22 protein-coding genes and 1 pseudogene are annotated in these 21987 nt (G+C 59.8%); 8 read left to right on the forward strand and 15 right to left on the reverse strand.

Annotation, left to right across the window (positions count from 1 at the left end):
* Positions 1-11: 11 nt before the first annotated feature.
* Genes MTX36_RS20485 through MTX36_RS20510 form a run of 6 tightly spaced genes read right to left on the reverse strand, consistent with a single transcriptional unit; the run spans position 12 to position 5025 of the window.
* Positions 12-461 carry an Rrf2 family transcriptional regulator gene (locus tag MTX36_RS20485; RefSeq protein WP_243621516.1) on the reverse strand — a complete coding sequence of 150 codons (450 nt, stop codon included), beginning with the start codon at positions 459-461 and terminating at the stop codon, positions 12-14.
* A 53-nt stretch (positions 462-514) separates the two neighbouring features.
* Positions 515-1633 carry a galactokinase gene (gene galK / locus MTX36_RS20490; protein WP_243621517.1) on the reverse strand — a complete coding sequence of 373 codons (1119 nt, stop codon included), beginning with the start codon at positions 1631-1633 and terminating at the stop codon, positions 515-517.
* A complete protein-coding gene (galT, locus tag MTX36_RS20495; RefSeq protein WP_243621518.1) occupies positions 1630-2733 on the reverse strand; it encodes a galactose-1-phosphate uridylyltransferase in 1104 nt (367 codons plus the stop codon). The genes galK and galT overlap by 4 nt, the downstream gene beginning before the upstream one ends.
* Positions 2730-3356 (reverse strand): SMI1/KNR4 family protein, encoded by a 627-nt coding sequence (locus MTX36_RS20500; RefSeq protein ID WP_243621519.1) that lies wholly within the window; start codon positions 3354-3356, stop codon positions 2730-2732. Before MTX36_RS20500 ends, galT begins: the two co-directional genes overlap by 4 nt.
* Positions 3357-3376: 20 nt before the next feature.
* Complete coding sequence (locus tag MTX36_RS20505) at positions 3377-3979, reverse strand: TetR/AcrR family transcriptional regulator (RefSeq protein WP_243621520.1); 603 nt, start codon at positions 3977-3979, stop codon at positions 3377-3379.
* Entirely contained in the window at positions 3976-5025 is a 1050-nt protein-coding gene (locus MTX36_RS20510; RefSeq protein ID WP_243621521.1) for a saccharopine dehydrogenase family protein, read from the reverse strand. The genes MTX36_RS20505 and MTX36_RS20510 overlap by 4 nt, the downstream gene beginning before the upstream one ends.
* A 389-nt stretch (positions 5026-5414) precedes the next feature.
* Here MTX36_RS20510 and MTX36_RS20515 point away from each other — a divergent pair, with 389 nt between their 5' ends.
* The gene (locus MTX36_RS20515; RefSeq protein WP_243621522.1) at positions 5415-6053 is read left to right on the forward strand and encodes a YdcF family protein; all 639 of its coding nucleotides are present in this window, start codon (positions 5415-5417) and stop codon (positions 6051-6053) included.
* 91 nt (positions 6054-6144) lie between these two features.
* On the opposite strand, the gene MTX36_RS20520 is transcribed toward MTX36_RS20515, so the two are convergent.
* From MTX36_RS20520 to MTX36_RS20530, 3 genes are all read right to left on the reverse strand, one after another.
* Positions 6145-7746: a DHA2 family efflux MFS transporter permease subunit gene (locus MTX36_RS20520; protein ID WP_243621600.1), complete on the reverse strand. Its 1602-nt coding sequence runs from the start codon at positions 7744-7746 to the stop codon at positions 6145-6147.
* Between the two features lie 191 nt (positions 7747-7937).
* Positions 7938-8369: a MarR family winged helix-turn-helix transcriptional regulator gene (locus MTX36_RS20525; protein ID WP_243621523.1), complete on the reverse strand. Its 432-nt coding sequence runs from the start codon at positions 8367-8369 to the stop codon at positions 7938-7940.
* Positions 8370-8537: 168 nt separating this feature from the next.
* Positions 8538-10052, reverse strand: coding sequence for an aldehyde dehydrogenase family protein (locus MTX36_RS20530; RefSeq protein ID WP_243621524.1), 1515 nt, complete (start codon positions 10050-10052; stop codon positions 8538-8540).
* Between the two features lie 127 nt (positions 10053-10179).
* Here MTX36_RS20530 and MTX36_RS20535 point away from each other — a divergent pair, with 127 nt between their 5' ends.
* Together MTX36_RS20535 and MTX36_RS20540 are read left to right on the forward strand one after the other, a co-directional pair.
* Positions 10180-11322 (forward strand): acyl-CoA dehydrogenase family protein, encoded by a 1143-nt coding sequence (locus MTX36_RS20535; protein WP_243621525.1) that lies wholly within the window; start codon positions 10180-10182, stop codon positions 11320-11322.
* A gap of 9 nt (positions 11323-11331) precedes the next feature.
* Positions 11332-12024, forward strand: coding sequence for a GntR family transcriptional regulator (locus tag MTX36_RS20540; RefSeq protein ID WP_243621526.1), 693 nt, complete (start codon positions 11332-11334; stop codon positions 12022-12024).
* On the opposite strand, the gene MTX36_RS20545 is transcribed toward MTX36_RS20540, so the two are convergent.
* Entirely contained in the window at positions 12021-12644 is a 624-nt protein-coding gene (locus MTX36_RS20545) for a TetR/AcrR family transcriptional regulator (protein ID WP_243621527.1), read from the reverse strand. The genes MTX36_RS20540 and MTX36_RS20545 overlap by 4 nt on opposite strands.
* 43 nt (positions 12645-12687) lie before the next feature.
* On the opposite strand from MTX36_RS20545, the gene MTX36_RS20550 reads away from it, so the two are divergent.
* The 3 genes from MTX36_RS20550 to MTX36_RS20560 all read left to right on the forward strand — a co-directional run bounded on the left by MTX36_RS20550 (position 12688) and on the right by MTX36_RS20560 (position 16110).
* On the forward strand, positions 12688-13563 hold the full coding sequence (locus tag MTX36_RS20550; RefSeq protein WP_243621528.1) for an oxygenase MpaB family protein: 876 nt from the start codon (positions 12688-12690) through the stop codon (positions 13561-13563).
* A 107-nt stretch (positions 13564-13670) separates the two neighbouring features.
* Positions 13671-14810, forward strand: coding sequence for a serine hydrolase domain-containing protein (locus MTX36_RS20555; protein ID WP_243621529.1), 1140 nt, complete (start codon positions 13671-13673; stop codon positions 14808-14810).
* A 205-nt stretch (positions 14811-15015) separates the two neighbouring features.
* Entirely contained in the window at positions 15016-16110 is a 1095-nt protein-coding gene (locus tag MTX36_RS20560) for a diguanylate cyclase (RefSeq protein ID WP_243621530.1), read from the forward strand.
* 7 nt (positions 16111-16117) lie between these two features.
* On the opposite strand, the gene MTX36_RS20565 is transcribed toward MTX36_RS20560, so the two are convergent.
* Positions 16118-16333 (reverse strand): helix-hairpin-helix domain-containing protein, encoded by a 216-nt coding sequence (locus tag MTX36_RS20565; RefSeq protein ID WP_243621531.1) that lies wholly within the window; start codon positions 16331-16333, stop codon positions 16118-16120.
* Between the two features lie 200 nt (positions 16334-16533).
* On the opposite strand from MTX36_RS20565, the gene soxR reads away from it, so the two are divergent.
* On the forward strand, positions 16534-16971 hold the full coding sequence (gene soxR, locus MTX36_RS20570) for a redox-sensitive transcriptional activator SoxR (RefSeq protein ID WP_243621601.1): 438 nt from the start codon (positions 16534-16536) through the stop codon (positions 16969-16971).
* Positions 16972-16978: 7 nt separating this feature from the next.
* Here the strand turns inward: soxR and MTX36_RS20575 are convergent, their stop codons facing one another.
* The 3 genes from MTX36_RS20575 to MTX36_RS20585 form a co-directional block, all read right to left on the reverse strand.
* On the reverse strand, positions 16979-17785 hold the full coding sequence (locus MTX36_RS20575; RefSeq protein WP_243621532.1) for an ABC transporter ATP-binding protein: 807 nt from the start codon (positions 17783-17785) through the stop codon (positions 16979-16981).
* 15 nt (positions 17786-17800) lie between these two features.
* Positions 17801-18505, reverse strand: coding sequence for a FadR/GntR family transcriptional regulator (locus MTX36_RS20580; protein WP_243621533.1), 705 nt, complete (start codon positions 18503-18505; stop codon positions 17801-17803).
* Positions 18506-18586: 81 nt separating this feature from the next.
* Positions 18587-19147, reverse strand: a complete 561-nt coding sequence (locus tag MTX36_RS20585; protein ID WP_243621534.1) for a QsdR family transcriptional regulator — start codon at positions 19145-19147, stop codon at positions 18587-18589.
* A gap of 144 nt (positions 19148-19291) precedes the next feature.
* Here MTX36_RS20585 and MTX36_RS30595 point away from each other — a divergent pair.
* Positions 19292-20407: pseudogene (locus MTX36_RS30595) on the forward strand (phosphotriesterase).
* Between the two features lie 14 nt (positions 20408-20421).
* On the opposite strand, the gene MTX36_RS20600 reads toward MTX36_RS30595, so the two are convergent.
* Positions 20422-21924 (reverse strand): AMP-binding protein, encoded by a 1503-nt coding sequence (locus tag MTX36_RS20600; protein ID WP_243621535.1) that lies wholly within the window; start codon positions 21922-21924, stop codon positions 20422-20424.
* Between the last annotated feature and the right edge of the window lie 63 nt (positions 21925-21987).

Raw genomic sequence — 21987 nt, forward strand, 5'->3', positions numbered from 1 at the left:
TTCGTTGGTGTTCAGCCTGCTTCGTTACTCTGAGTGGTGAGACGAAGGAGAACGGTCTTGGACGGCTGGCGTGTCACGTCTGCGATCGTGACACCGTCGAGTGAGGTGAAGAACGCTTCTTGCGCGTCGTGCAATGCGCTGCGAAGAAGGCATCCGCCGCGCAGGGGGCACGGCTTGTTGCCTTCACAGTCGACGACCTCGCCGGGCCCCTCGAGGCGCCTGGCGAGCCATCCGATGGTGGCGGTGCGGCCGAGTTCGGTGATGGAGAGTCCACCGCTGCGGCCACGTTTGGTATTGACGATGCCCAGTTCGCCGAGGCGCGTAACAACCTTGGTTGTGTGGGCGTAGGACACATTGAGCTGCTGGGCAATCAGCCGGGTGCTGGGGGAGGCGTCAGCGTCGAGTACGGCTAGCCGCATGACGACGCGCAACCCCAGATCGGTGAACTGCGTCAGTTGCATATCTCGAACCTACATAATTCGCATCTAAAATGACTATTAATGTGAGGTGGCTCTCAGTCCCGGTGGGCGGGGCCCGATGGCGTCGCGTGAAAAAATCGCGGCACAGGCAATGACCTGCGAGTATAGGCGTCTACTACGTTTTGTCGTATATTTCGGAATTTACCAACGGGGGCGAGCGCGATGGCGCTTCCGCCGAACCCGCCGCCGGTCATTCTGGCGCCCACGGCGCCGCCCAGGCGCGCGGCTTCGACCGCGGCGTCGAGTTCGGGGCAGGAGACTTCGAAGTCGTCACGCAATGAAGCGTGAGAACTGTCGAGGAGCGGGCCGATCTCACTCACCCGGTTCTCACGCAAGAGCTTCCCGACGCCTCGCACCCGCTCGTTTTCGGAGACGACGTGGCGTGCCCGGGACCGAAGGACTGCGTCGTCCAGTGATTCGACCTGGTCGAGGGTTGCCTCGCGCAAACTACTGACGCCGAGGAAATGCGCTGCGTCGGCGCACTGGGCTCGGCGCACTCCGTATTGACCGTCGGCGAGGGAATGTTTGACCCCGGTGTCGATGACGATGAGTTCGAAACCGGTGGATGGTAGGTCGAATGGGATGTGCTCGGTGGAGTTGTCTCGGCAGTCGAGGAGAAGTGCTGTTGCGGGCCGGGCGAAGAGTGCGATGGTCTGGTCCATCCCGCCGGTGGGGGCTCCGACCCCTTCGTTTTCGGCACGGATACAGGCTTCTGCGAGTTGATGGCGGGAGAAGGGATTTCCGTGAAGTTCGTTGACAGTCAATGCTACTGAGCAGGTGAGTGCCGCGGAGCTGGAGAGTCCGGCGCCTACGGGTACTGAAGAGTCGAGGTAGAGATCGATGCCGATGTTGTCGAATCCGAGTGCCCACAGAACTGCTGTGGGATAGGCAGCCCAGCTGTGTCCGATTGTGCCGCAATCACCTTCGTGGGCGGTTGCGGATTGCTGGCTGTGGATCCGCACCAGGTTGTCGGCGCGTAGTGCGGCGGCAACGTAGGTGCGGTGTTCGAGGGCTATGGGTAGGCACAGTCCGGCGTTGTAATCGGTGTGTTCGCCGATCAAGTTGACGCGGCCGGGGGCCGACCAGGCGCCGGTCGGTTGGTAGCCGAAGGTCGAATAAAATGATTGTTGCACAGTACTTTTCAGTGAGTTCACAGTGCCAACTCCCTCAAGCGTGCGGCCACGTTTTCGGGCACGGCGTCATTGACCCATGCTCCCATTGCCGATTCGGATCCGGCGAGATATTTGAGTTTGCCAGGCGCCCGTAAGATCGAGAAAAGTTGTAGGTGAAGGCGACTCAGATGGCGATTGATTCGAACCGGCGCCTGATGCCAGGCCGCGATGTAGGGAACTTGATCGACTTCCGGATAGAAGTGGTCGATGCGGCGCAGGAGATCCTGGTAGACCACTGCGAGTTCTGCGCGCTCATCCGTGTTCAGTGCGGGGAGGTCCGGGACATCACGATGGGGAGCCAGGTGAATCTCGATCGGCCACCGTGCTGCTACGGGTACGTAGCCGGTCCAGTGTTCGCCGCTGTAGACGACGCGAGTGCCGGCGGCACGTTCGAAGTCGAGTACGTCGCGGAGCAGTGAGCGACCAGTGCGCTGAAAGTGCTTGTCGGCCTGTGCGGAAATGGCTTCCGTTCGGGGTGTCACATACGGATACGCATAGATCTGGCCGTGGGGGTGACGCAGAGTTACGCCGATCTCCTCGCCTCGATTCTCGAAGCAGAATACCTGCTCGACTCCCGGCAAAGCGGAAAGCTCTTCAGTTCGAGCTATCCATGCCGAGATGATCGTCTTCATGCGGGCGAGTGGGAGATCGCCTACGGACGCAGTGTGATCGCTCGAAAAGCACAACACTTCACAGCGGCCGTCAGCGGGACGATCGAGCAGACCCAGACGCGTTCCGTTCGTGTCCGTCTCCGCGCCGAACGCGAAGCTGGGAAACCTGTTCTCGAACACTGCGACGTCGTACTGTGCTTCGGGTATCTCAGTGGCCGTGCCGGTTTCGCTGGTCGGGCACAGTGGACAGTCGGCGAGGGACGGTAGGTGTGTGCGGGTCATGCGATGTGACGCGATGGTGATCCACTCGCCTACGATCGCGTCGAAACGCATAGCCGAGTGATGGGTGGCAGCCGGTAGCTCCCGCAGATCCGGGGCGTCATGTGCTCGATTGGTGCCGACGTCGTCGAAGTAGATGATCTCGCGGCCGTCGGCCAGCACTCGACGGGCCTGGTGATGCGGTGAACTCATGCTTCGACTTCCCATTCCAAAACGCCTTTGCTTACAACGGGTTTCCAGACCCCGAGCACCGAACCCTCTTCGAGGGCGCTCGCGTGAGCCGCCAACATTACCGAGACGGAGGCCCAGATGGGGCCGCCGGTGTCCCGGGATTCCTGCGCGTACTCAGTGACGCAGTTGTGCAATGCGCCCGCCCGAGTATCGACAAAGTAGTGATACTCGTCGAGGCCGGCAAACGGAAGGTAGGAAGGGATGAACATGCTTGCCGCAGTACCGGCTTCGTCGCCGTCACGCAGATCCATCTCGTCCTCGGCGTACAGTTCCACATTTTCGTAGATGGTTTCGTCCCACGCTTCGAGGAGGTTGAGTCGAATCTCTACGGCCACGTCGATGGGATAAAGGAACTTGTCGGGCAGAACGCTGCCGAGAAACAACCCGGTGCGATCGTCATGCGTCACACTGCCGTTCTGTATGCGGTACAGATCTTTGAGTTCCGCGGGCCAATCGAAACCGGTGGACGCCTCGTATTCGGAGATAGTGTTCTCGGACAATCCCGGTTGCATCGCGGCAGCCGTCACCGGTGCGTGAGTACGGCACCAGGCAGTGATCCGGCTCCACTCGTGTGCAACGCTCATACGCCTACGATACGTGCGCGTCACGACCCGTGAATCAGATACTGCAGCGTTTGCACCAGAATGGTGTCGGTCGAATCCGATCGGAGGTCAGCGATGCCTGAACGAAGGACCGACGAACCTTCGAGGACGCTCACCACTGTCTCGGCTCGCCCGCGGAGTGCGACGGAATCGAGGTCGGGCTGCGCGCGAGCGATAATGCGGTTCACGTGAGCGACATACTGCCGGTAGAAGTTTCGAACGACTGCGGCGATCTCGGTATCGACAGAGGCAAGAGACCACACTTCGACGTACAGCCGGACAGTCGCCGGGTCCTCCTGCTCGGAGAGCAGAACGATGATGAGCCTTTCGGAATCGGCCCGCGTGATCGGGGTATCGGACGCGGCCTCTGTCCAGGTGTCCGTCATCGCAGTGAGCCGTGCGAGCGAACGTTCGAGTGCGCGCGACATGATCGCGCGTATGAGATCTGCCCGGGTAGGGAAGTAATGTTGAAGATGGCCGACACGAACGCCCGCGGCAGCGGCAAAGTCACGCATCGCCGAGTGCGCATTGCCCGCAGTGATCAGGACTTCCTCGGCGGCGTCGAGAATCGCTGCCGTGCGGGCGGCTCCTTTCGAGAGTGTCATGTCCGCAATACTGCCACTCCGTGTTTCTCGAGTTCTCCGATGATGCGTTCCGGATGCGGAACCGATTCGGGGAAAGCGACTCCGGGATGCATGTCGTTTCCGAGGACGCGTCGTAGTGCGAGGTATCCACCCACTGCTGTCAGGTGTGCTTGACCGTTCGGGTCGACCACTACTGCGCTCGAGGCGCCATGAGGCCCGGACACATCGATGCGGACTTGCGCGCTGCCGCCGGTGCCGGGTGAGTAGAGGAGCGCACGGCGTAGTGGCGTGAATTTGTTGCCGCGGCCCCATCGGAACAGTCCGGCCTTCTTGGCTGCGAGAAGAAGGTTTGTGGACACGTTCGAGCTGAATCCGATTCTGGTCGTCGCTGTTTGGACGTTCATGGTCATGGGAAATGTGAGCTGCTCGGGCGTGTCGATACGCGCAACTTTAGTTCTGGATCCCGGAAATTCAACCCACGCGGTATCAGTCAGTGGGCTGACGGTGATCGGGTTGCCGCCCAGCATCACTTCGTAGTCCTGGCCGAGACGGTCTATGAAGTCGACTGAATCGCGGCCGGCACGATCGTTGGTGTCGTAGCGGATCGAAATGGTGATCTCGTCGGCGCCGCCGAGTTCGTGAACCAGTGCTGCAGCAACAAGATTGGTTACTCCGCCCATCCATCCCGATGACAGGTAGACCGGACTGGTGGGCGCCAGGTGCCCTGTCAGAGTTGCTGCCCGGGCGACCCTTCCGGTCCACCTGGTTATGTCGACGTACGGGACTCCGGCTTCTATGCATGCTCGCAGAACGCGGTCGTGTGGATCATTGACTGTCGAGACGACTGCGCGGACTGTGGCGTCGAAAGGCGTGGGGTCGCCGAGATCCCAGCGTCTTACCGAAACTCCGTGTGTTCTAGCGAGTTCGGCACCGCCAGCGGGATTGCGGCCGGCGAGCAGAATCGGAAATTTGGGCGCAGCAAGGTGTGTCAATGCGGTGCCGACGGTTCCGTACCCTCCGACGATCAGGATCGGTGCGTCGGATCTGTGGTGCAGGGAGTCGGTCATGGCTGCCACTTTAGGTCAATTGACCTAAAGTGTCGAGCGAGAGCAGTGTGGTCACCATTTGTGACCTTTGTGAGGGCGGTTTGAGTTGCTACTACGGGATACGCATCGCCAAACCTTTACTTCCGATTTGCGACAGATTGGAGAGTTGAGAGAAGCGGTAAATTCCTTTGTGCACCAGAGAGTTAGGTGATTTGCGACTACCGTCTACTTCCTTGTCGGCTGCGCTCGACGACGAAGGTCGCTGCGCTCGACGACGAAGGTCGCTGTGTTCGACTCGAACGGATATGCATCGCCCCATCGGTTGGGTAACAATCGGATCAAATGCGCGATATTCGAGTGTCTTGCCGATACCGTGGCGAGACATCCGACAATTCAGGGGAGTCAGCTTGATGGTCAATGTGCGCACATCTGTGTTGAAGGGAATCGCTGCAGCAGCTTTGGTGGCAGCGGCAGGGGTGGGACTTTCGCCGGCAACGGCGAGTGCAGATATCACACCGATCACGGTGGTCAACGGTGTTCTTTCCGTCTTCGGGGGGTGTCAATCCACAGTTCGAGAGGTGGTTGTGGTGTGCACTGGCGCCGAGGCCTTGACGCGCCGGTCGCCACTGCTACTCGACCTCAACCCGGCGGGGACCAACATCGTCGTGCTTGGCGCCGGACTGTTCGACGACGGCACGATGCGTCCGATGCTGGTCGAGCGACTGCAGGCTGCGCTGGAGGTTGCGCGTCAATATCCAGCGGCGCCGATCATCACCAGCGGCGGTGCGCCCAAGTCCGGCATTACCGAGGCCAAGGCGATGCGCGACTGGCTTGTTGCCAACGGTATCGATCCCGGAAGGATTACCGAGGAGGGCCGATCCGGGTCAACGGTCCAGAATGCGCAGAACACCGCGCAGATTCTGGCTGATCGCCGGGCGAGCGGTGTTGTCGTCGTCTCGAGTGCCAACCATGTCGAGCGGGCAATGATCGACTTCCGGATGGCAGTGGGAGGCGGCATTCCCGTCGCCGGCGTCATCGCTGCAACCTAGAGAGCCGCAACCCGAATCGCTCGCACTGGAACAAGCAAAGCTCCGCCCCAGGACGCTCGAGTGTCCTGGGGCGGAGCTTTGCTGTGGTTCGTTATCGTCGGGAGCTCACGTCTGCGGGGAGCATGCCGGCCGGAACCGCTCCTTCCGATTCGATATCGGCTTCTTCGGCAGCGGCCAGTTTCGCGGTCAACTGTTCGTCACCGCTCTCCGTTCGTAGAACCGTCTCCTTGATGAAGACGATGGCAAAGAGGCTGAGCAGGGCCAGAATTCCCGCGATGAAGAAGATTCGTGCGGTTCCGTCGCCGTACGACGCACGGACGACGTCGGCAACGGCCTCGGGCAGTTCCTTGAGGTTCGACAGCCCGGCGCTGGATCCGCCGGCCGAACTCACGTCGATACCGAGCGCACTCAAGCCGCTGGTGGTCAGGTTTGCAACATGCGTGGAAAGAACTGCGCCCAGAACGGAGACGCCGGCAGCGCCGCCGAGCGAACGGAAGAACGAGACGGTGGAACTGGCTGTTCCCAGATCGCTGGGTGCCACTGTGTTCTGTACTGCGAGTACAAGGTTCTGCATCACCATGCCCATACCGGCGCCGAGGACGAAGAGGAAGAATCCGACCTGCATCATCGGAGTTGTGTGATCGATTGTGGACAGGAGGAAGAATCCCACGGACATTGCCAGCGAGCCGACAACGAGGAAACCCTTCCAGCGGCCGAACTTGGTGATGAGTGATCCCGAGATTCCCGACGAGAGCAGGGAACCGATCACCATCGGGAGCGTCAAGAGTCCGGCGACGGTGGGGGAGTAACCGCGTGCGATCTGGAAGTACTGCCCGAGGAAGACTGCGCCGCCGAACATTGCGACACCGACGGCGATGCTGGCAAGCGTCGCGAGTGTGGTGGTGCGATCACGGAACAGTCGCAGTGGGATGATGGGTTCCTCGACTTTGCTTTCCACCCAAATTGCGACCGCCAGAAGAACGATTCCGAGGCCGACCAGGAAGAATGACATCCCCGACGCCCAGTCGAAGTTCTTGCCGGCCAACGTGACCCAGATGAGGAGCGTGCTGACTCCGGCGGCAATGAGCGTCGCGCCGGCGTAGTCGATGCTGACATCCTTCTTGACGACGGGAAGGTTCAGGGTTCGTTGAACGACGATCAGTGCGATGACAGCGAGGGGAACGCCGACAAAGAACGTCCAACGCCAGCCGAGCCAGCTGGTGTCGACGATGACGCCGCCGATCAGTGGGCCTGCAACCGTGGCAATCGACATGACTGCTGCGATGGGCCCCTGGTAGCGGCCACGTTCGCGGGGACTGAACATTGCGGCGATAACGATGATGACCAGTGCCTGCAGACCGCCGAGGCCGAGGCCCTGGATCGCGCGGAATCCGATCAGCATGCCCACGGACTGTGACAGTCCGGCCAGAACGGAACCGATGGTGAAGAGCGTGATGGACAGCTGGACAAGCAGTTTCTTGCTGACTAGATCGGAGAACTTTCCCCAGATGGGAGTTGTTGCGGTGGAAGCCAACAGAGTTGCCGTCACGACCCAGGTGTATTGGTCCTGGGTGCCGTGAAGCTCGGTAATGATGGTAGGCAATGCATTTGACACGATGGTCGAAGACAGGAATGCAACGAACATGCCGAGAAGCAAGCCGACGAGAGCTTCGATCTTCTGCTTGTGTGTCATCGGGGCTTCGGGTGGCAGTGTTGGTGACGACGGTGGGGCGTCCGTGGGCTTGGCTGTATCCATGAGTTTCCTTGCATCGGAGCTGACGACGACGGGTTCGCACGGTTCGCGTGTGACCATCGCCGACCCCTGTCTAGTTGAATATTGCAACTATAAGACAAGTTGGTTGCAGTACGCAACTGTTTCGAGGATTAGTTTTCCGAGTTGCCGAGACGTCGGAGCAACGACGTCAGTGTGACGATGTCCTCGGGCTTCCAGGTGGCCAGACGGGCACGCCACTCGTCGATCTGACGGTTCTGGATGTTGCTCAGTTTCGTTTTGGCCTCAGGCGTCAATGCCACCAGTTTGGCGCGGGCGTCGTCGGGATCCGGAATTCGCTCGACTAGCCCGAGGCGCTCAGCAGCATTGATCTGCCTTGTCAGGGTGGATTTCTCGATGTCGAGCGTCGAGATCAGCTCGGACATGCGAACGGCTTGGTTCCGGTTCAGGATGACCAAGACAGGGTAGAGCGCCGGATCGAGCTTCGGATGAATTGCCCGGGCATACTTCCGGGAGCGAGCACGACCCCGTTGCCACATGTCGGCGAGTTCCGTTTCCAGGCCGGTGATGGGATCTGAAACCACAGTTGCTACCCCTTTGGTGCGTTGCTTCCGGTGTTCATCCAACCAGAAGGTCGACCGTCGTGATTGCCGGGAATCCATTCCGAGCGAAAGTGCCGTTCGGCGCCTTGGATGCGCCGAACGGCACTTTCGCTCAATTCGGTGGTGGGGAAGCGGAAACGCCGACCCGTTCTAGCCGTGCCGCTTCGCCAACATCCAGCGGGATATCTTCATGGCGCGGGCTTTGCGTTCGATGGTCAACAGGTCGAGTGGGGCGCTGAACTTCTGTACGGCAACGGACTTGACGCTGCTGAATTCGCGCAAGCCGTCTGCCCCGTGAATTCTGCCGAATCCGGAATCCCCGACGCCGCCGAAGGGTAGCGCCGCGATCGAGGCGAACCCGAGGACCGAATTGACTGTGACAACGCCACATTCGAGACGTTCGGCAATTGCTCGCCCTTGTGCGGAACTTTTGGTGAACACGGAGGCACCCAAGCCGTATTTGGATGCGTTGGCACGCTCGATTGCTTCGTCCATGTCGGCCACTTTGTTCACGACAACGCTGGGCCCGAAGGTTTCTTCGGTGATCGCGGTGGAGTTCTCGGGCACTTCGGTCAAGATTATGGGGTCGATGAACGGGCCGCGGAAGGAATCGAGTCCGCCGAGAACGGCTTTCGCTCCCCGGTTGAGGGCGTCCTCGACGTGTCCTCGGACAATCGCGGTCTGCTTGCCCAGTGTCATGGGCCCGTATGTCGCGGAATCGCTGTCTCCGGCGCGTGCATCGGTCAGGGCTGCCGTGAGTTTGGAAAGAAAAGCGTCGTAGACCGGTGCCGCGACATAGATGCGCTCGACGCCGGCGCACGTTTGTCCGCCGTTGCCGACGGCGCCGAAGGCCGCAAAGCTGACTGCTGCATCAAGATTGGCGTCGGTGTTCACCAGCATGGGATCCTTGCCGCCGCATTCGGCGACCAGTGGGGTCAGGGTTTCGGCGCAGGTCGCCATGACCCGCTTGGCGGTCGCCGTTGATCCGGTGAATGCGATCTTGTTCACTCCGGATGAACACAGCAGCGCACCGGTCTGTCCGTCGCCGGTAATGGTTTGTAGGACAGGATGACCCGGTGCGGCGATGTTCCACAGGCGTGCCAGTTCGACGCCTACTCCGGGTGAGAGTTCACTGGGTTTGAAGACGACAGCATTTCCGGCAGCCAGGGCGTAACCGATTGATCCCATCGGAGTGTAGAGCGGATAGTTCCACGGGCCGATGACCCCGACGACTCCCATTGGGCGATAGCCGACCGACGCTGATTGGTTGGCGCTGATCAGTCCGGCACCGACGCGTCTGCGGCGCAGTACCTTCTGTGCATTGCGGGCTGCCCAATCGAGGTGCTCGAGCGCCAGCATTACCTCGAGGAGGGCGTCGTCGGCAGGTTTGCCGGTCTCGGCGGAGATGATCGCGGCCATGGCTTCTGCATTGTTCGCGATTGCCGCGCGGAAGTCCCGCAACACTTTTTGACGTCCGGAGAATCCGAGTTGATCCCACCAGCGGGCGGCAGTGCGTGCGTCGCCTACGGCACTGTCGACAGCGGTTCGATCCGCAACGGAGTATCTAGCGATGACAGTGCTGTCTCGGGGATCGAAGCTGGCGAAGGTGTTGTCGTCGGCGTGAGGATCGATCGATGTGCTCTGACTGCCGAGTTGTTCCGTCATCTGGGTGAGGCCTCCACGTTTCGACGCATCACATATATGTGATGTGATTTACTGTGCTGGGTGTCACAGTATGCGCCGAGAAGCGCAACGACAACCCCTCACGATCACACCACTGACGGAGCAGTCGATGAATATGGATTTCACGCAGGAGCAGTCCGATTTCGCCCGATCCGTCGCGGCATTCTGTAAGAAGGAAAGTGGCACGCGGGGTCAGCGCGACCAACTGACCAACTTCGGCGAACATAACCACAACCAGGCGTTCTACGAGAAGATGGCAGCATTGGGCTGGCTTGGCTTGACCGTCCCCGAGGAATACGGTGGATCCGCCGGCAGCACAGTTGACCTGTGCATATTCCTCGAAGAGGCAGCCAAGGGAATGGCTCCGATCGGCGGTCTCGGACCTACTGTCATCACGGGCGCGGCGTACGAGAAATTCGGTAGCCCGGCGCAGAAGAAGGAAGTGCTCGGAGGCATCGTTCGAGGTGCGTCGCAGTCGATTTCGATGTCGGAACCTGAAGCCGGGTCAGACGTCGGCAATCTCAGTTGCCGAGCCGAGAAGGTTGACGGCGGGTGGCTGATCAACGGTCAGAAGACGTGGTGTTCCAATGCCCATTTTGCCGAGAACATTCTGCTGGTGGCGCGCACTTCCCGGGGTGCCGGCAAGCATGAGGGCCTGACGATGTTTCACGTCCCGGCGAACATCGACGGGTTGACGATCAGCGGCATCGACACGATGGGCGGCAAAGAGGTCAACGACCTCTACTTCACCGATACGTTCCTGCCCGAGGATGCAGTAGTCGGCGAGGTGGGCAACGGTTGGAAGCAGCTGATGGCCGGACTCAATATCGAACGACTCATTCTTGCGGCCATGATGCTGGGAACGGCGCAGCGGGCATTCGACGACACTCTCGAATTCATCACCACTCGTAAACAATTCGGTAGGCCGGTCGGCACATTCCAGGCTTTACGTCATCGGATCGCGGACCTCGCCACAGAAATCGAATGCGGTCGGCTCCTGGTCTACAGCGTCGCGCGGATGGTTGACGCCAACCCGACGACGATGTTTCCGCGAGAAGCATCGATGGCCAAGCTCAAGCTCACCGAGACCGCCAAGAAGGCGGCGCTCGAAGGCATGCAGATGATGGGCGGGTACGGTTACGCCACTGAGTTCGACATGGAACATCATGTGCGGAAGACTCTTGTGTCTTCCATTTACGGTGGTACCAACGAGATTCAGCGAGACATCATCGGCAAGACGTACGGACTGTGAGGATCGGTTGTGGCAGCGCCTGCACGCTCTCGGGCGGCGAACCCTGTTCTGAGACGGCGTCCGCAGCTGTCCGAGGACGTCGCCAATCACGTTCGTAACGTGATCATGTCGGGCGGCGTGCGGCCGGGTGACTTCGTTCGATTGGATGAAACTGCAGCAGAACTCGGTGTGAGTGTGACACCGGTTCGGGAGGCCCTCGTTGCTTTGCGCGGCGAGGGAATGGTCGAACTGGTGCCGCACCGGGGTTACGTCGTGTGTCCTTTGAGCCGCCAGGACATCGAGGACATCTTCTGGCTGCAGGGTGAGATCGCGGTCAAGTTGGCGCTACGTGCATCCGACAGTATTACCGCTGAGCATTTGGCCGAATTGGTGCAACTGAACTCAGCGCTGCGAGAGGCGCTCGAGCGTTCCGACGCAACGGTGATCGAGCAGTGCGAGTTCGAGTTTCACCGGCTGATCAACAGAGTGGCGGGCGGCGCCAAGCTGGGCTGGTTCCTCTTCGGTGCCATCCGGTACACGCCGGCTCGGCTGTATGCGACTGATCCGGGCTGGGGTGAGTTGGCGGTGAAGAGTCACGACAAGCTGATCGAGGCCTTCGAGAAACGGGATCTGGGGCAGGTGGACCGGCAGATGCGAGTGCAGTTCTCCGACGGTGCTGAGCGACTCCTTGCCCATCTCGACAAGATCGGCATCTGGGACTAGTCCTGCTGATTCATCGACGGCGCGAGAAGGATTGCAGCGCAACCGGATATAAGTTCTTCCTCGGTGACGTCGATGTAACCGTCGAGCCAGGCACTGAGGGTTTGTGCGAGACCACCGACCAGGAAGGTGGCCGTCAGGGTCAGTTGTCTGCTGTCCCCGAGTCGGTAGAACGTTTTGGCGTTGCCGGCGAGGAGACCGACAAACGTCATCGTCGAATCACGACGCCTGTTGGCAAGTGTCGGGTTGGTCAGTGCGGTCGCGAACAGTAGGCGGCCGCGCCGGGGGTCGCGCGCGATGGTGTGGACGATATTCGCGATGCCCGCAAGTGCTTTGTCGTGCTCCGATTCGGCGGTGTCTACGGCGGCCTGGGTGGATATTGCGATGTCGGTGACAACACTGTCGTACACGGCTGACATCAGTGCGTCGCGGTCGGCAAAGCTTTCGTAGAAGTACCGGGCGGCCACACCGGCCTGCTTGCAGACGCCGCGAACCGTGAGTTCGGGTTCCGGGGATCCCATCAGTTCGAGCCCGGCCTCGATCAGGGACTCTCGTCGTTGCTCCACTCGACGTGCCCCGTCGACGCCGCCATAGGGGCGCGGTTGGTCATTCATGAATACCATCTTGACATCTTGTCGTTTCGAAGATTCACTAATCTGATCACGCATGTTCGCAGATATGGTCACCGAGGGAGCAGGAATGACGACGGGTGAGGAATTGACGCGAAGTGTCGACGTCGACGCGGAGATCGAAAAAGCGATGTCCGGCCTTGGACTACTGGCTGCCGGAGCGAATGTGATCATGCAATTGGGCAGGCCCGCAGTGGGTTACGGCGTCTACGAGAGCAAGGTCGAATCCGGGCGCTTGGATCGTCATCCCGTGAAGCGGACTCGGACGACGTTGACGTATCTGTCCGTCGCCTCGCTCGCCACTGACGAGGAGAAGAAGAAATATCGGCATGCCGTCAATGGTGCGCACAAGCACGTTCGCTCCGACGAGAACAGTCCGGTCGAATACAACGCATTCGATCCCGAGCTCCAGCTCTGGGTCGCGGCCTGCTTGTACCGGGGGTTCGAAGACGTCTACAAGATTTTGTACGGAAATCCGGATCCGGTAACGCACGAGGCGATCTATCAGCGCAGCGCGACGCTAGGTACGACATTGCAGATGCGTCGTGAGATGTGGCCTGCCGACAGAGATGCCTTCGAGGTCTACTGGAACGACAATCTGGAAAGGATCAGCATTGACGAGACGATCCGCGCGCACCTCTACGGAATAGCCTCGGCATCGTTCACTCATCGGATCCTTCATCCGGTGGTCGGACCATTCAACAGATTCGTGACTACGGGCTTCCTTCCGCAGACATTTCGCGACGAGATGCGGCTGCCGTGGAGCGCGAGGCGTCAACGCAACTTTGATCGTTCGATGCGCGTTGTCGCCCGAGTGAATCGCTACACGCCGAAAATCGTGCGGATGTTCCCTTACAACTTTTATCTCTGGGATTTCCGTCGTCGAATCGCGGAGGGCATTGCGCTGGTCTGAGTGAAGATTACGGGCAGAAAGTGATTGACACCACATTGAAATCGGACACATACTCATTCGATAGTTGAACTCGACGTCAGGTTTCATTCACACCCCGGAGGCTGCTCGTGATAGGTATCGAAGGCGTATGCGATCCGCGATTTTCCGAGCTGAGAAGTGCGCTCGAACGGAATATTGCTTCCGGCGAGGATGTCGGCGCGTCCATAGCAGTCACGATCGACGGTGAATCCGTCGTCGACATGTGGGGTGGGTGGATTGACGCGGAACATACCGCGCCCTGGGAGCGGAACACCGTCACGAATGTTTGGTCGTGCACTAAAACCGTGACTGCGTTAGCTGCGCTGATGCTGGTCGACCGAGGGTTGTTGGACATATACGCGCCGGTCGCGCAGTACTGGCCCGAGTTCGCAGCGAACGGCAAGGATCGGATCGAAGTCCGTCAGTTGCTCTCGCACACGTCGGGCGTATCGGGCTGGGATCAGCCGTTCACGCTCGAGAACATCTGCGACGACGAGTATGCAACAGCGCGATTGGCGAGGCAGGCCCCCTGGTGGGAGCCGGGAACCGCATCGGGCTATCACGCGCTCAATTACGGACACCTGATCGGCGAGGTTGTTCGACGCGTCGACGGACGCACCCTGGGTCGGTTCATCGAAGAAGAAATCGCCGGGCCGCTCGACGCGGATTTCCGGCTCGGCTTGCCGAAATCGGAGTACGGACGCGTCTCCAATGTCATTGCCCCACCGCCGCTACCGATCGATATTGCTGCGCTCGGGATGGACAGCATCATGGTCAAGACCTTCACAGCGCCGCCGGCCGACGCGACAGGTTCATGGACCGACGGTTGGCGCGCCGCCGAGATCGGGGCGGCCAATGGCCATTCCAATGCGCGCGCCCTCGCTCGGATTCAGTCGGTGATCGCGTGCGGCGGGAAGGTCGGAGACATTCGACTTCTGTCCGAGGAGACCATCGGCATGATTTTCGACGAACAGTCCTATGGCGTCGATCTGGTCCTGGGCGTACCGGTTCGGTTCGGTGTGGGATTCGGGTTGCCGACGCCGGAGTCCGTCCCGTTCATTCCGGAGGGGCGGATCTGTTTCTGGGGCGGATGGGGTGGTTCGCAGATCGTCATCGATACCGACAAGCGCATGACGATTTCGTACGTCATGAACAAGATGGGGGCCGGACTGCTCGGGTCGGAGCGGTCTGCGGAGTACGTATCGGCAGCGTACGAAGCCGTGAACTAATCGATCTGCAGTAGCTAACCCTTGATGTAGCTGAATGCTTGCTGTTTTCATCGATATCGGCGAGTCGATATCGGTGGGAACGGTTGGTCGGATTCGTCACGGTCATTATGCTGCAATATATGGCGGCATCACCATTGGAATCCTTCTGTCACGCGGATCGTCGGCGTATGCAGCAGATTTGCGGCGACAGAAATGTGGTAGCTGAATGAAAGCCCTGATCGAATTGGTCGCAGCGTGGTGGCGGCTTCCCGACCAGTTCAATACTTTCCTGCGCTACCTCGAAGACCGAGGACTTGTGGTCGCGTGCCGGCTTCTGGTCGGTGGAACTGCATTCGGAATGGGCGTCGTCCTGATCCTCATGCGTTGGAGCGAAGTGGGCCCGCAAGGAGCTCTCTGGCGATCAGTCAACCTGGGTATTTCAACGGTCTGCCTGGTCGCCGGTGTTATCTGGTGGTTTCGGCCAATCACGAGACGATGGTCGTACACGTTCGTTTTCGGCTCCGATATAGCGATAGCGTTGTCGGCGGCGTGCGATATCGACCCGCTGGCGCGACTGCTGTGCTGCGTGGTATTCGCATCGATCGGCGGTTACATCGCGTTCTTCCACAACCCGAAGCTGCAACTCGGCCACTTGGTCTTTGCAACTCTGGTGACCTTGGCTGCCGGGTGGACTCTCCTGTTCGGGGACAACACCGACTGGGGGTTGGGTATTGCAAAAATTGGTGTCACCCTAGCAACCATTTATGTCATTCCGGTGGTCTCGCAGATCATGCTGGCAATGTTCAGTTCCGATGCGACCACGTCGGAATTGGATCCGTTGACCGGCCTACTCAACCGTCGCGGGCTTTCCCGTCGCGCAACGGCCATCGTGGGCGACGAAATCAATGAATTGAATGCGCTACTGGTTGTGGTGATCGATCTCGACCGCTTCAAGAAGATCAATGATCTGCACGGCCACGATATCGGTGACAGCACGATCATTCGGACCGCGTTGCGTATTCAATTGTGGACGTCGAAATCGGCACTGATTGCACGGGTCGGAGGCGACGAATTCGTGGTGCTGGAACGGGTTCCCTTCGGTTCGGTCGCCAAACTCTCCACTCGAATATCTGCCGCAATGAATGGGGACAACGACGTTCCCGAGACAAGTGCGAGCATCGGAATCGCGATTCGCACAGTGCCCCAGGGTCCCGATGAGGCTGTCGACGACATGGTTTCTGCGCTCTTCCGTGTCGCGGATTCCGCCATGTATCAAGCGAAGCGAGAAGGCGGAAATCAGGTACGGGCAAGCGTTGTGTGACGGTGGGTCAGTTCTCGCCGAACGTCAGTCCACGTTCGGCGAGAGCTTCACCGAGAATGCGTAGCGCCTTCGGGCCCATACCGTGAAGCTTCGCCAATTCCTTCTCTGGTACCGACGCTAGTTGCGGCAATTCGGTGTATCCAGCGCCGAGCAAGGCGCGAAGCGCGGGTGCACCGACCTTCGGGAAGTCGTCTCCGGCCTGGGCTGCATTCGATTCGGTCAAGGCTCAACTCTCCTTTGGTGACGGAAATATGCGGGCTGCGATCATCACTCCGACACACGTTGCGACGGTAAGACAATCAGAAGTAAACCAGCACTCGCCCTGGTGTCGATAGAGGTATCGGAAGGAGAATGCGTGCCGACGAATGTAAAGTCTCAAGTGCGCTCGAGGTCAACTTCGAGCTAGCGCTGGGAGGCAAGATGATCCGCAAGAGCGACGAACTTCTCTCCATCGGGGAGGTGTCCGCCCGTACTGGTGCGGCCGTGTCGGCCGTTCGGTACTACGAGAGCCTCGGACTGATTCCGGCCGAGCGGACCGCCGGCAATATGCGTAAGTTCCCACGCCACGCGATCAGGCGGGTGTCGTTGATTCAGTTGGCCGTTCGGTTCGGTATACCGCTCGCGGAGGTCGCCGAGGTATTTGGCTCCCTCCCCGAGGGAAGAACACCGAACAAGAAGGACTGGAGCAAAATTTCCGAGGAATGGAATCAGCGACTCGAGGACCGTAAGCAGGCGATCGCCCGTCTCCAGGAACAACTGACCGGATGTATCGGTTGCGGATGCCTGTCTCTCAAAACGTGCAATCTTCTCAACCCGGGAGACGAACTGGGTCGAGACGGTCCCGGTGCCCGTCGACTCTGACGTGCGCCTAGATCAGTTCACGGGGCCGGGACCGAGCATTCCAGCGCCGGTTGCGTCGTTCGATCTCGATGGGATGAGAGAAGCATTCGCTGATGTTCTCCGTCGTGATCACGTCGTCGGCGAGGCCGTTTGCGGTGATGATTCCATCCTTGATCAGCAGTGCGTGCGTCGTCGTGCTCGGAATCTCTTCGATATGGTGAGTTACGAGAATGCTTGCCAGAGATGGATTTTGGTGACGAAGGTCGTCCAGGGCTGTCAGCAGCTGCTCGCGGGCGGCCAGATCGAGGCCGGTGGCAGGTTCGTCGAGAAGGAGTAGCCTGGGCTCGACCATGAGAGCCCGGGCGATCAGGGTGCGCCCTCGTTCGCCCTGAGACAAATTGGGCCACAGTGCATCCGAGCGCGGGCTCATGCCGAGTAGATCGATCAGGGTGTCGGCATGTGCTAGTTGTTCGGGCGTCGGTGACCATCGCGACATTATCTCGGTGGTATTGGTCAGGCCGGTGATGACGACGTTTCGGACGGTGATCGGAATCCCGATCGTGTGGCGCGGGTTTACGTGTCCGATGTCCATTCGCAGTTCGCGCATGTCGACGCGACCCAATTTGTGGCCGAGTACGAAGACGGAACCACGGGTGGGGTGCTCGGTCGCACCGAACAGGCTCAGTAGCGTGCTCTTGCCGGCCCCGTTTGCGCCGAGTAGCGCCCAGTGTTGGCCAGGCTCGATAGAAATAGTGATGTCTCGCAACAAGTATCGGCCACCGCGGACCAAATCCACATGTTCTGTCGAGAGGACTGTGCCGTGAGGATGTTGCACGTCGATGAAGCCTTTCTAACTATCGAGTACGCGCAGTTGCCGCAAGACCGTATCGATGTTCTCCCGAGTGGCAGCCATCGCTGCGTCCGGGTCTGAATCCTGCAGTGCTGTGAGTAATTGGTCGTGGGTATGAGAAGTGTCGGGAACTCCCACTTCGTGGGCGACCAATTCGACAAGCGTGTCGCGGAGAAGCGGGCGCACCGACTCGAACAGGGAAAGTAGAACGGCGTTCCCTGACAGTCGAACCACTTCGGTGTGAAAGTCCAGGTCTACGTCGACGAACTGCTCGACATCACCTTCGAAGTGGCTGTGGCGCACGGAAAGTTGGCGTCGAAGCCTCTCGAGGTCGGCAGGTTGTGCACGCTCGGCTGCAAGCCTGGCAGCCTCGACTTCCAAGGCTCGTCGAACCTCGAAAACTTCGAGGAGACGTGATCTCCGGAGGAGTCGGGTGAACTCGTCGGCATGTTCGAGGTCGGATTCCGCGGCGACGAATGTGCCGATGCCGTGCCGTACTTCCAGCAGTCCGTCACGGGCCAGCAGGCGGATGGCTTCACGGATGGACGAACGCCCGACGCCCAGTTCGGCGGCAAGGGCGGCTTCGCTGGGGATCCGTGTTGTCGGAGCCCATTGTGCCTGTTGGATTCTTGACCGGAATATCTGTTCCAGTTGCGGTACCAGCGGACCGCTGCGCAGTGCAGACCCTGCATGTTCGTCGGACACGGCTACCTCTCCGGTTGACTGCAGGGAGCCTAGCAACTCATCAGACGTCTGACGACAAATTTCGTCGTGTGTGTCGGAAATTTATGTGCGGGTAACTCCGAGTAGCAGTGCGATCAGGTCGAGGGCCGTTTCGATTTCCGCCTTCTCATGCCCGAGTAGCGGCGCGTAAAGATGTACGTCGCAGATGCGAACCAGAGCGCCGCCCAGAACCTGTGGCGAGAGAGCGATCGTGATGTGGCCGGCGTTGACCTGAGTTTGCAGGATCTCAGCTGTGATCGACGCGGGGATCGACTCGAAAGACCCCGGCAGCATTGCGAGTTTGACGAACAGCATCGGTTCACGCTTGATCAGCGCACGGAGTTCGGTGGACGATTCCACCGTGTGCATGACGCGGCCGAATACGTCGAGAATGTAGTCAGCGCCCTGGCCGACGGCCTGCGACATGGCTTTTCGGTAGGTTCGTTCGGTGGCTTCGGCAAGGACAGTACCGAGGAGCGTGTCGCGGTTTCCGACCCAGCGATAGAGCGTCGCGCGGCCTACCCCGAGGTGCTCGGCAAGTAATGACATGTCGAGCGGCTTCTCCGCGAGGTACATGCTCGCGGCAGTGTCGATCGCCCGTCGGCGCGCGTGGTCGGAAGGCATCGGGGGCATCCTCTAAGTTGGCCGGCGTTGCAACATCACGTATTGATCGGGCTGGGCTGTACCTGTTGACGAACCGCATGTTGTGAGACAAACTTTCACATTGTCTCATATTGGTGATGCCAATCACAGTCAGGGGTTTGATCGATGGGTTCAGTACAAACCGTTCGTGGGCCGGTGGATACAGCCGATCTGGGAATGGTGCTGATGCACGAACATGTCTTCGTGCTCGGAGAAGAGATGCGTCAGAACTTTCCCGACTATCCCGAACCGTGGGATGAGGACGTACGGGTTGCTGATGCCGTTGCCAAGCTCAGGGAACTTAAGTCCCGAGGCATCAGCACCATCGTCGATCCGACCGTTATCGGTCTCGGTCGCTACATTCCACGCATTGCGCGTATCAACGAGCAGGTTGATCTCAACATCATCGTTGCCACCGGCATCTACACCTACAACGACCTTCCGTTCCAATTCCACTAACCAACGCTCCTCTGCCGCGAACTCGCCATCTGTCGTACAACTCGCGGATCGGGTGCACGCTCGTTCCCAATTGTGTCGCGACCGCGCACGTGCCCGCACCTTCCTCGAACAACGCTACCGCTGTGACCCGCTGCTTCTCGGACAGTGAACTTCGTGCATGCATAGAACTGCTCCCCGGACGTTGGAACTGAATTTCTCAGTCCAACTTCCGGGGAGCAGTTCAGAACCGACATCCGTGCGTCGTTCCTCAAATGCGCAATCGAGGAACCCGGCCTCACGTCGGGCGTCGAGCGCGTGATGCGCGCAGTCGGAGCGGCGCAGGTCGAAACCGGCGTGCCGATCACGGTCCATACCAACCCACACACCGAATCCGGCCTGGTCGTACAGAAAGTGCTGGCCGACGAGGGTGTAGACCTCGCGAAAGTCGTCATCGGTCATTCGGGCGATTCGGCAGACCTCGATTACCTGTGTGCACTCGCGGACGGGGGTTCGCTGTTGGGCATGGACCGGTTCGGTCTGGATGTGTTGCTGCCCTTCGAGAACCGGGTGAATACCGTGGTCGAAATGGTGCGTCGTGGATATGCCGAGAAGATGGTCCTCGCACACGACGCCGCGTGTTTCATCGACTGGTTCTCGAGTGAGGCGAAAGATGCGGCCGTACCGAACTGGAACTTCACTCACATCAGCGATCAAGTCATCCCGGCCCTGCTCGAACGCGGAGTGACCGAAGAGCAGATCACGACAATGCTGGTGGACAATCCGCGTCGATACTTCGAGAGCTGATCATGGACTGTCTTTCAGTTCTGTTTCTGTGCGACCAGTTCTGTGCGATCGATCGAGCGCTTGAGGATTTTGCCGGTAGATCCCTTGGGTAGCGAGTCGACAAACTGGACGACGCGAGGAATCTTGTAGGCGGACAGATGGTCCCGCGCCCAGCCCGTCACGTCATCCGCAGTGACGGACGATCCTGGTCGTACCGCGACTACCGCCGCAACTTCTTCGCCGTAGTAGTCGTCGGGAATGCCGATCACTGCGGCTTCGATGATGTCGGGATGGCTGTAGAGCACTTCCTCCACCTCGCCGGGGTACACGTTGTATCCGCCGCGAATGATCAGATCCTTGACGCGGTCGACAATGCGGAGATCGCCATCGCCATCAGTCTCACCGAGGTCTCCGGTGCGGAACCAGCCGTCCGGCGACAATACGGCGGACGTGTCCTCCGGGCGCTTCCAGTACCCTTTCATCACGGTTGGGCCTTTGATGAAGACTTCGCCGACAATGCCTGCAGTGCAGACATTTCCGTCGTGATCCCGAACTTCGGCTAGTGTTCGCGGTACAGCTCGGCCGGTGTACCCGATCTTTGCGCCTCGATCGATGTTGTTGAAGGTTCCGAACGCGCTGGTCTCGGTCAGTCCGTAGCCCTCGAGGATGGTGCAGCCGAAACGCGCTTCGAAGGCGCGCGCAACTTCTCCCGGCAAAGAGGCGCCGCCGGAGATCGCGATCCGAAGCTGTTCGAAATCCGAGCTGTCCACATCGGCGGCCGCATGCAGCATGGCATTCCACATGGTCGGGACACCGGCCATGACGGTCAGTTGATCTCGGCGAACCATCTCGAGCATGGCAGCGGGATCGAAGCGTGGGAGCAGAGACAGCGATCCGCCGCCGATGAAGGTAGGCATCATCACGGAACCCTGACCGAAGATGTGGAACAGGGGCAGCCCGGTGCCAGTTCGATCCGAAGAATTTCCTCGACTGCTTTCAGCCCCGATTTCGCCGGCAGACAACAGGTTTCCCACGGTCAGCTGTGCGCCCTTGGGGCGTCCGGTAGTGCCGGAGGTGTAAAGAATCGCGGTGGTGTCGCTGCGGTCGCGGTCCGTGATCGATGTCGGTGTGTGCGGCCCCGTTGCAGATTCTTCGGTCAGTTCCCACACCGGCACGCCGCGGGCTGCCCCGGCGTCGTGGATTGCGGGCCCGAGTTGGTGCCAGGCAACGGCGAGTTCAATTTCGGCGTCCTCGAGTACGTATTCGATTTCAGGCTGCGCAGACATCGTGTTAACCGGAACTACGACGCACCCTGCCGCTTGAATGCCCAGATAGGCCACTACGAATTCGGCGGCCGACGGGGCAACGAGCAAAACTCGATCACCGATGTTCAACCCGGCGCCGCGGATTCGGCCTGCGAAAGTGAGGGACGCGTCGTGGAGTTGCCGGTATGTCCAGTGCTGCTGGGAACCACGGATTGCGATGTTGTCCGGATTGGCTTCCGCGTGACGAGTCACCGGGTCGAGGACATTGACCATGGTTGCGCCTTTCGTGAGGAATCGACCGATTGTGTGTCATAGGTCTCACCAGAGGGTACGCTT

It is taken from the genome of Rhodococcus sp. ARC_M6 (genome assembly GCF_022810305.1).
GTDB lineage: Bacteria > Actinomycetota > Actinomycetes > Mycobacteriales > Mycobacteriaceae > Rhodococcus_F.

Excerpts from the sequence above, each read along its gene's own strand:
- MTX36_RS20510 (WP_243621521.1), bottom strand. The coding sequence starts at position 5,025 with ATGACCGACTCCCTGCACCACAGATCCGACGCACCGATCCTGATCGTC.
- MTX36_RS20560 (WP_243621530.1), top strand. The coding sequence starts at position 15,016 with ATGAAAGCCCTGATCGAATTGGTCGCAGCGTGGTGGCGGCTTCCCGAC.
- MTX36_RS20550 (WP_243621528.1), top strand. The coding sequence starts at position 12,688 with ATGTTCGCAGATATGGTCACCGAGGGAGCAGGAATGACGACGGGTGAG.
- MTX36_RS20530 (WP_243621524.1), bottom strand. The coding sequence starts at position 10,052 with ATGACGGAACAACTCGGCAGTCAGAGCACATCGATCGATCCTCACGCC.
- MTX36_RS20515 (WP_243621522.1), top strand. The coding sequence starts at position 5,415 with ATGGTCAATGTGCGCACATCTGTGTTGAAGGGAATCGCTGCAGCAGCT.
- MTX36_RS20500 (WP_243621519.1), bottom strand. The coding sequence starts at position 3,356 with ATGAGCGTTGCACACGAGTGGAGCCGGATCACTGCCTGGTGCCGTACT.
- MTX36_RS20585 (WP_243621534.1), bottom strand. The coding sequence starts at position 19,147 with ATGCCTTCCGACCACGCGCGCCGACGGGCGATCGACACTGCCGCGAGC.
- MTX36_RS20505 (WP_243621520.1), bottom strand. The coding sequence starts at position 3,979 with ATGACACTCTCGAAAGGAGCCGCCCGCACGGCAGCGATTCTCGACGCC.
- MTX36_RS20485 (WP_243621516.1), bottom strand. The coding sequence starts at position 461 with ATGCAACTGACGCAGTTCACCGATCTGGGGTTGCGCGTCGTCATGCGG.
- MTX36_RS20545 (WP_243621527.1), bottom strand. The coding sequence starts at position 12,644 with ATGGTATTCATGAATGACCAACCGCGCCCCTATGGCGGCGTCGACGGG.
- MTX36_RS20600 (WP_243621535.1), bottom strand. The coding sequence starts at position 21,924 with ATGGTCAATGTCCTCGACCCGGTGACTCGTCACGCGGAAGCCAATCCG.
- MTX36_RS20520 (WP_243621600.1), bottom strand. The coding sequence starts at position 7,746 with ATGACACACAAGCAGAAGATCGAAGCTCTCGTCGGCTTGCTTCTCGGC.
- MTX36_RS20535 (WP_243621525.1), top strand. The coding sequence starts at position 10,180 with ATGAATATGGATTTCACGCAGGAGCAGTCCGATTTCGCCCGATCCGTC.
- galT (WP_243621518.1), bottom strand. The coding sequence starts at position 2,733 with ATGAGTTCACCGCATCACCAGGCCCGTCGAGTGCTGGCCGACGGCCGC.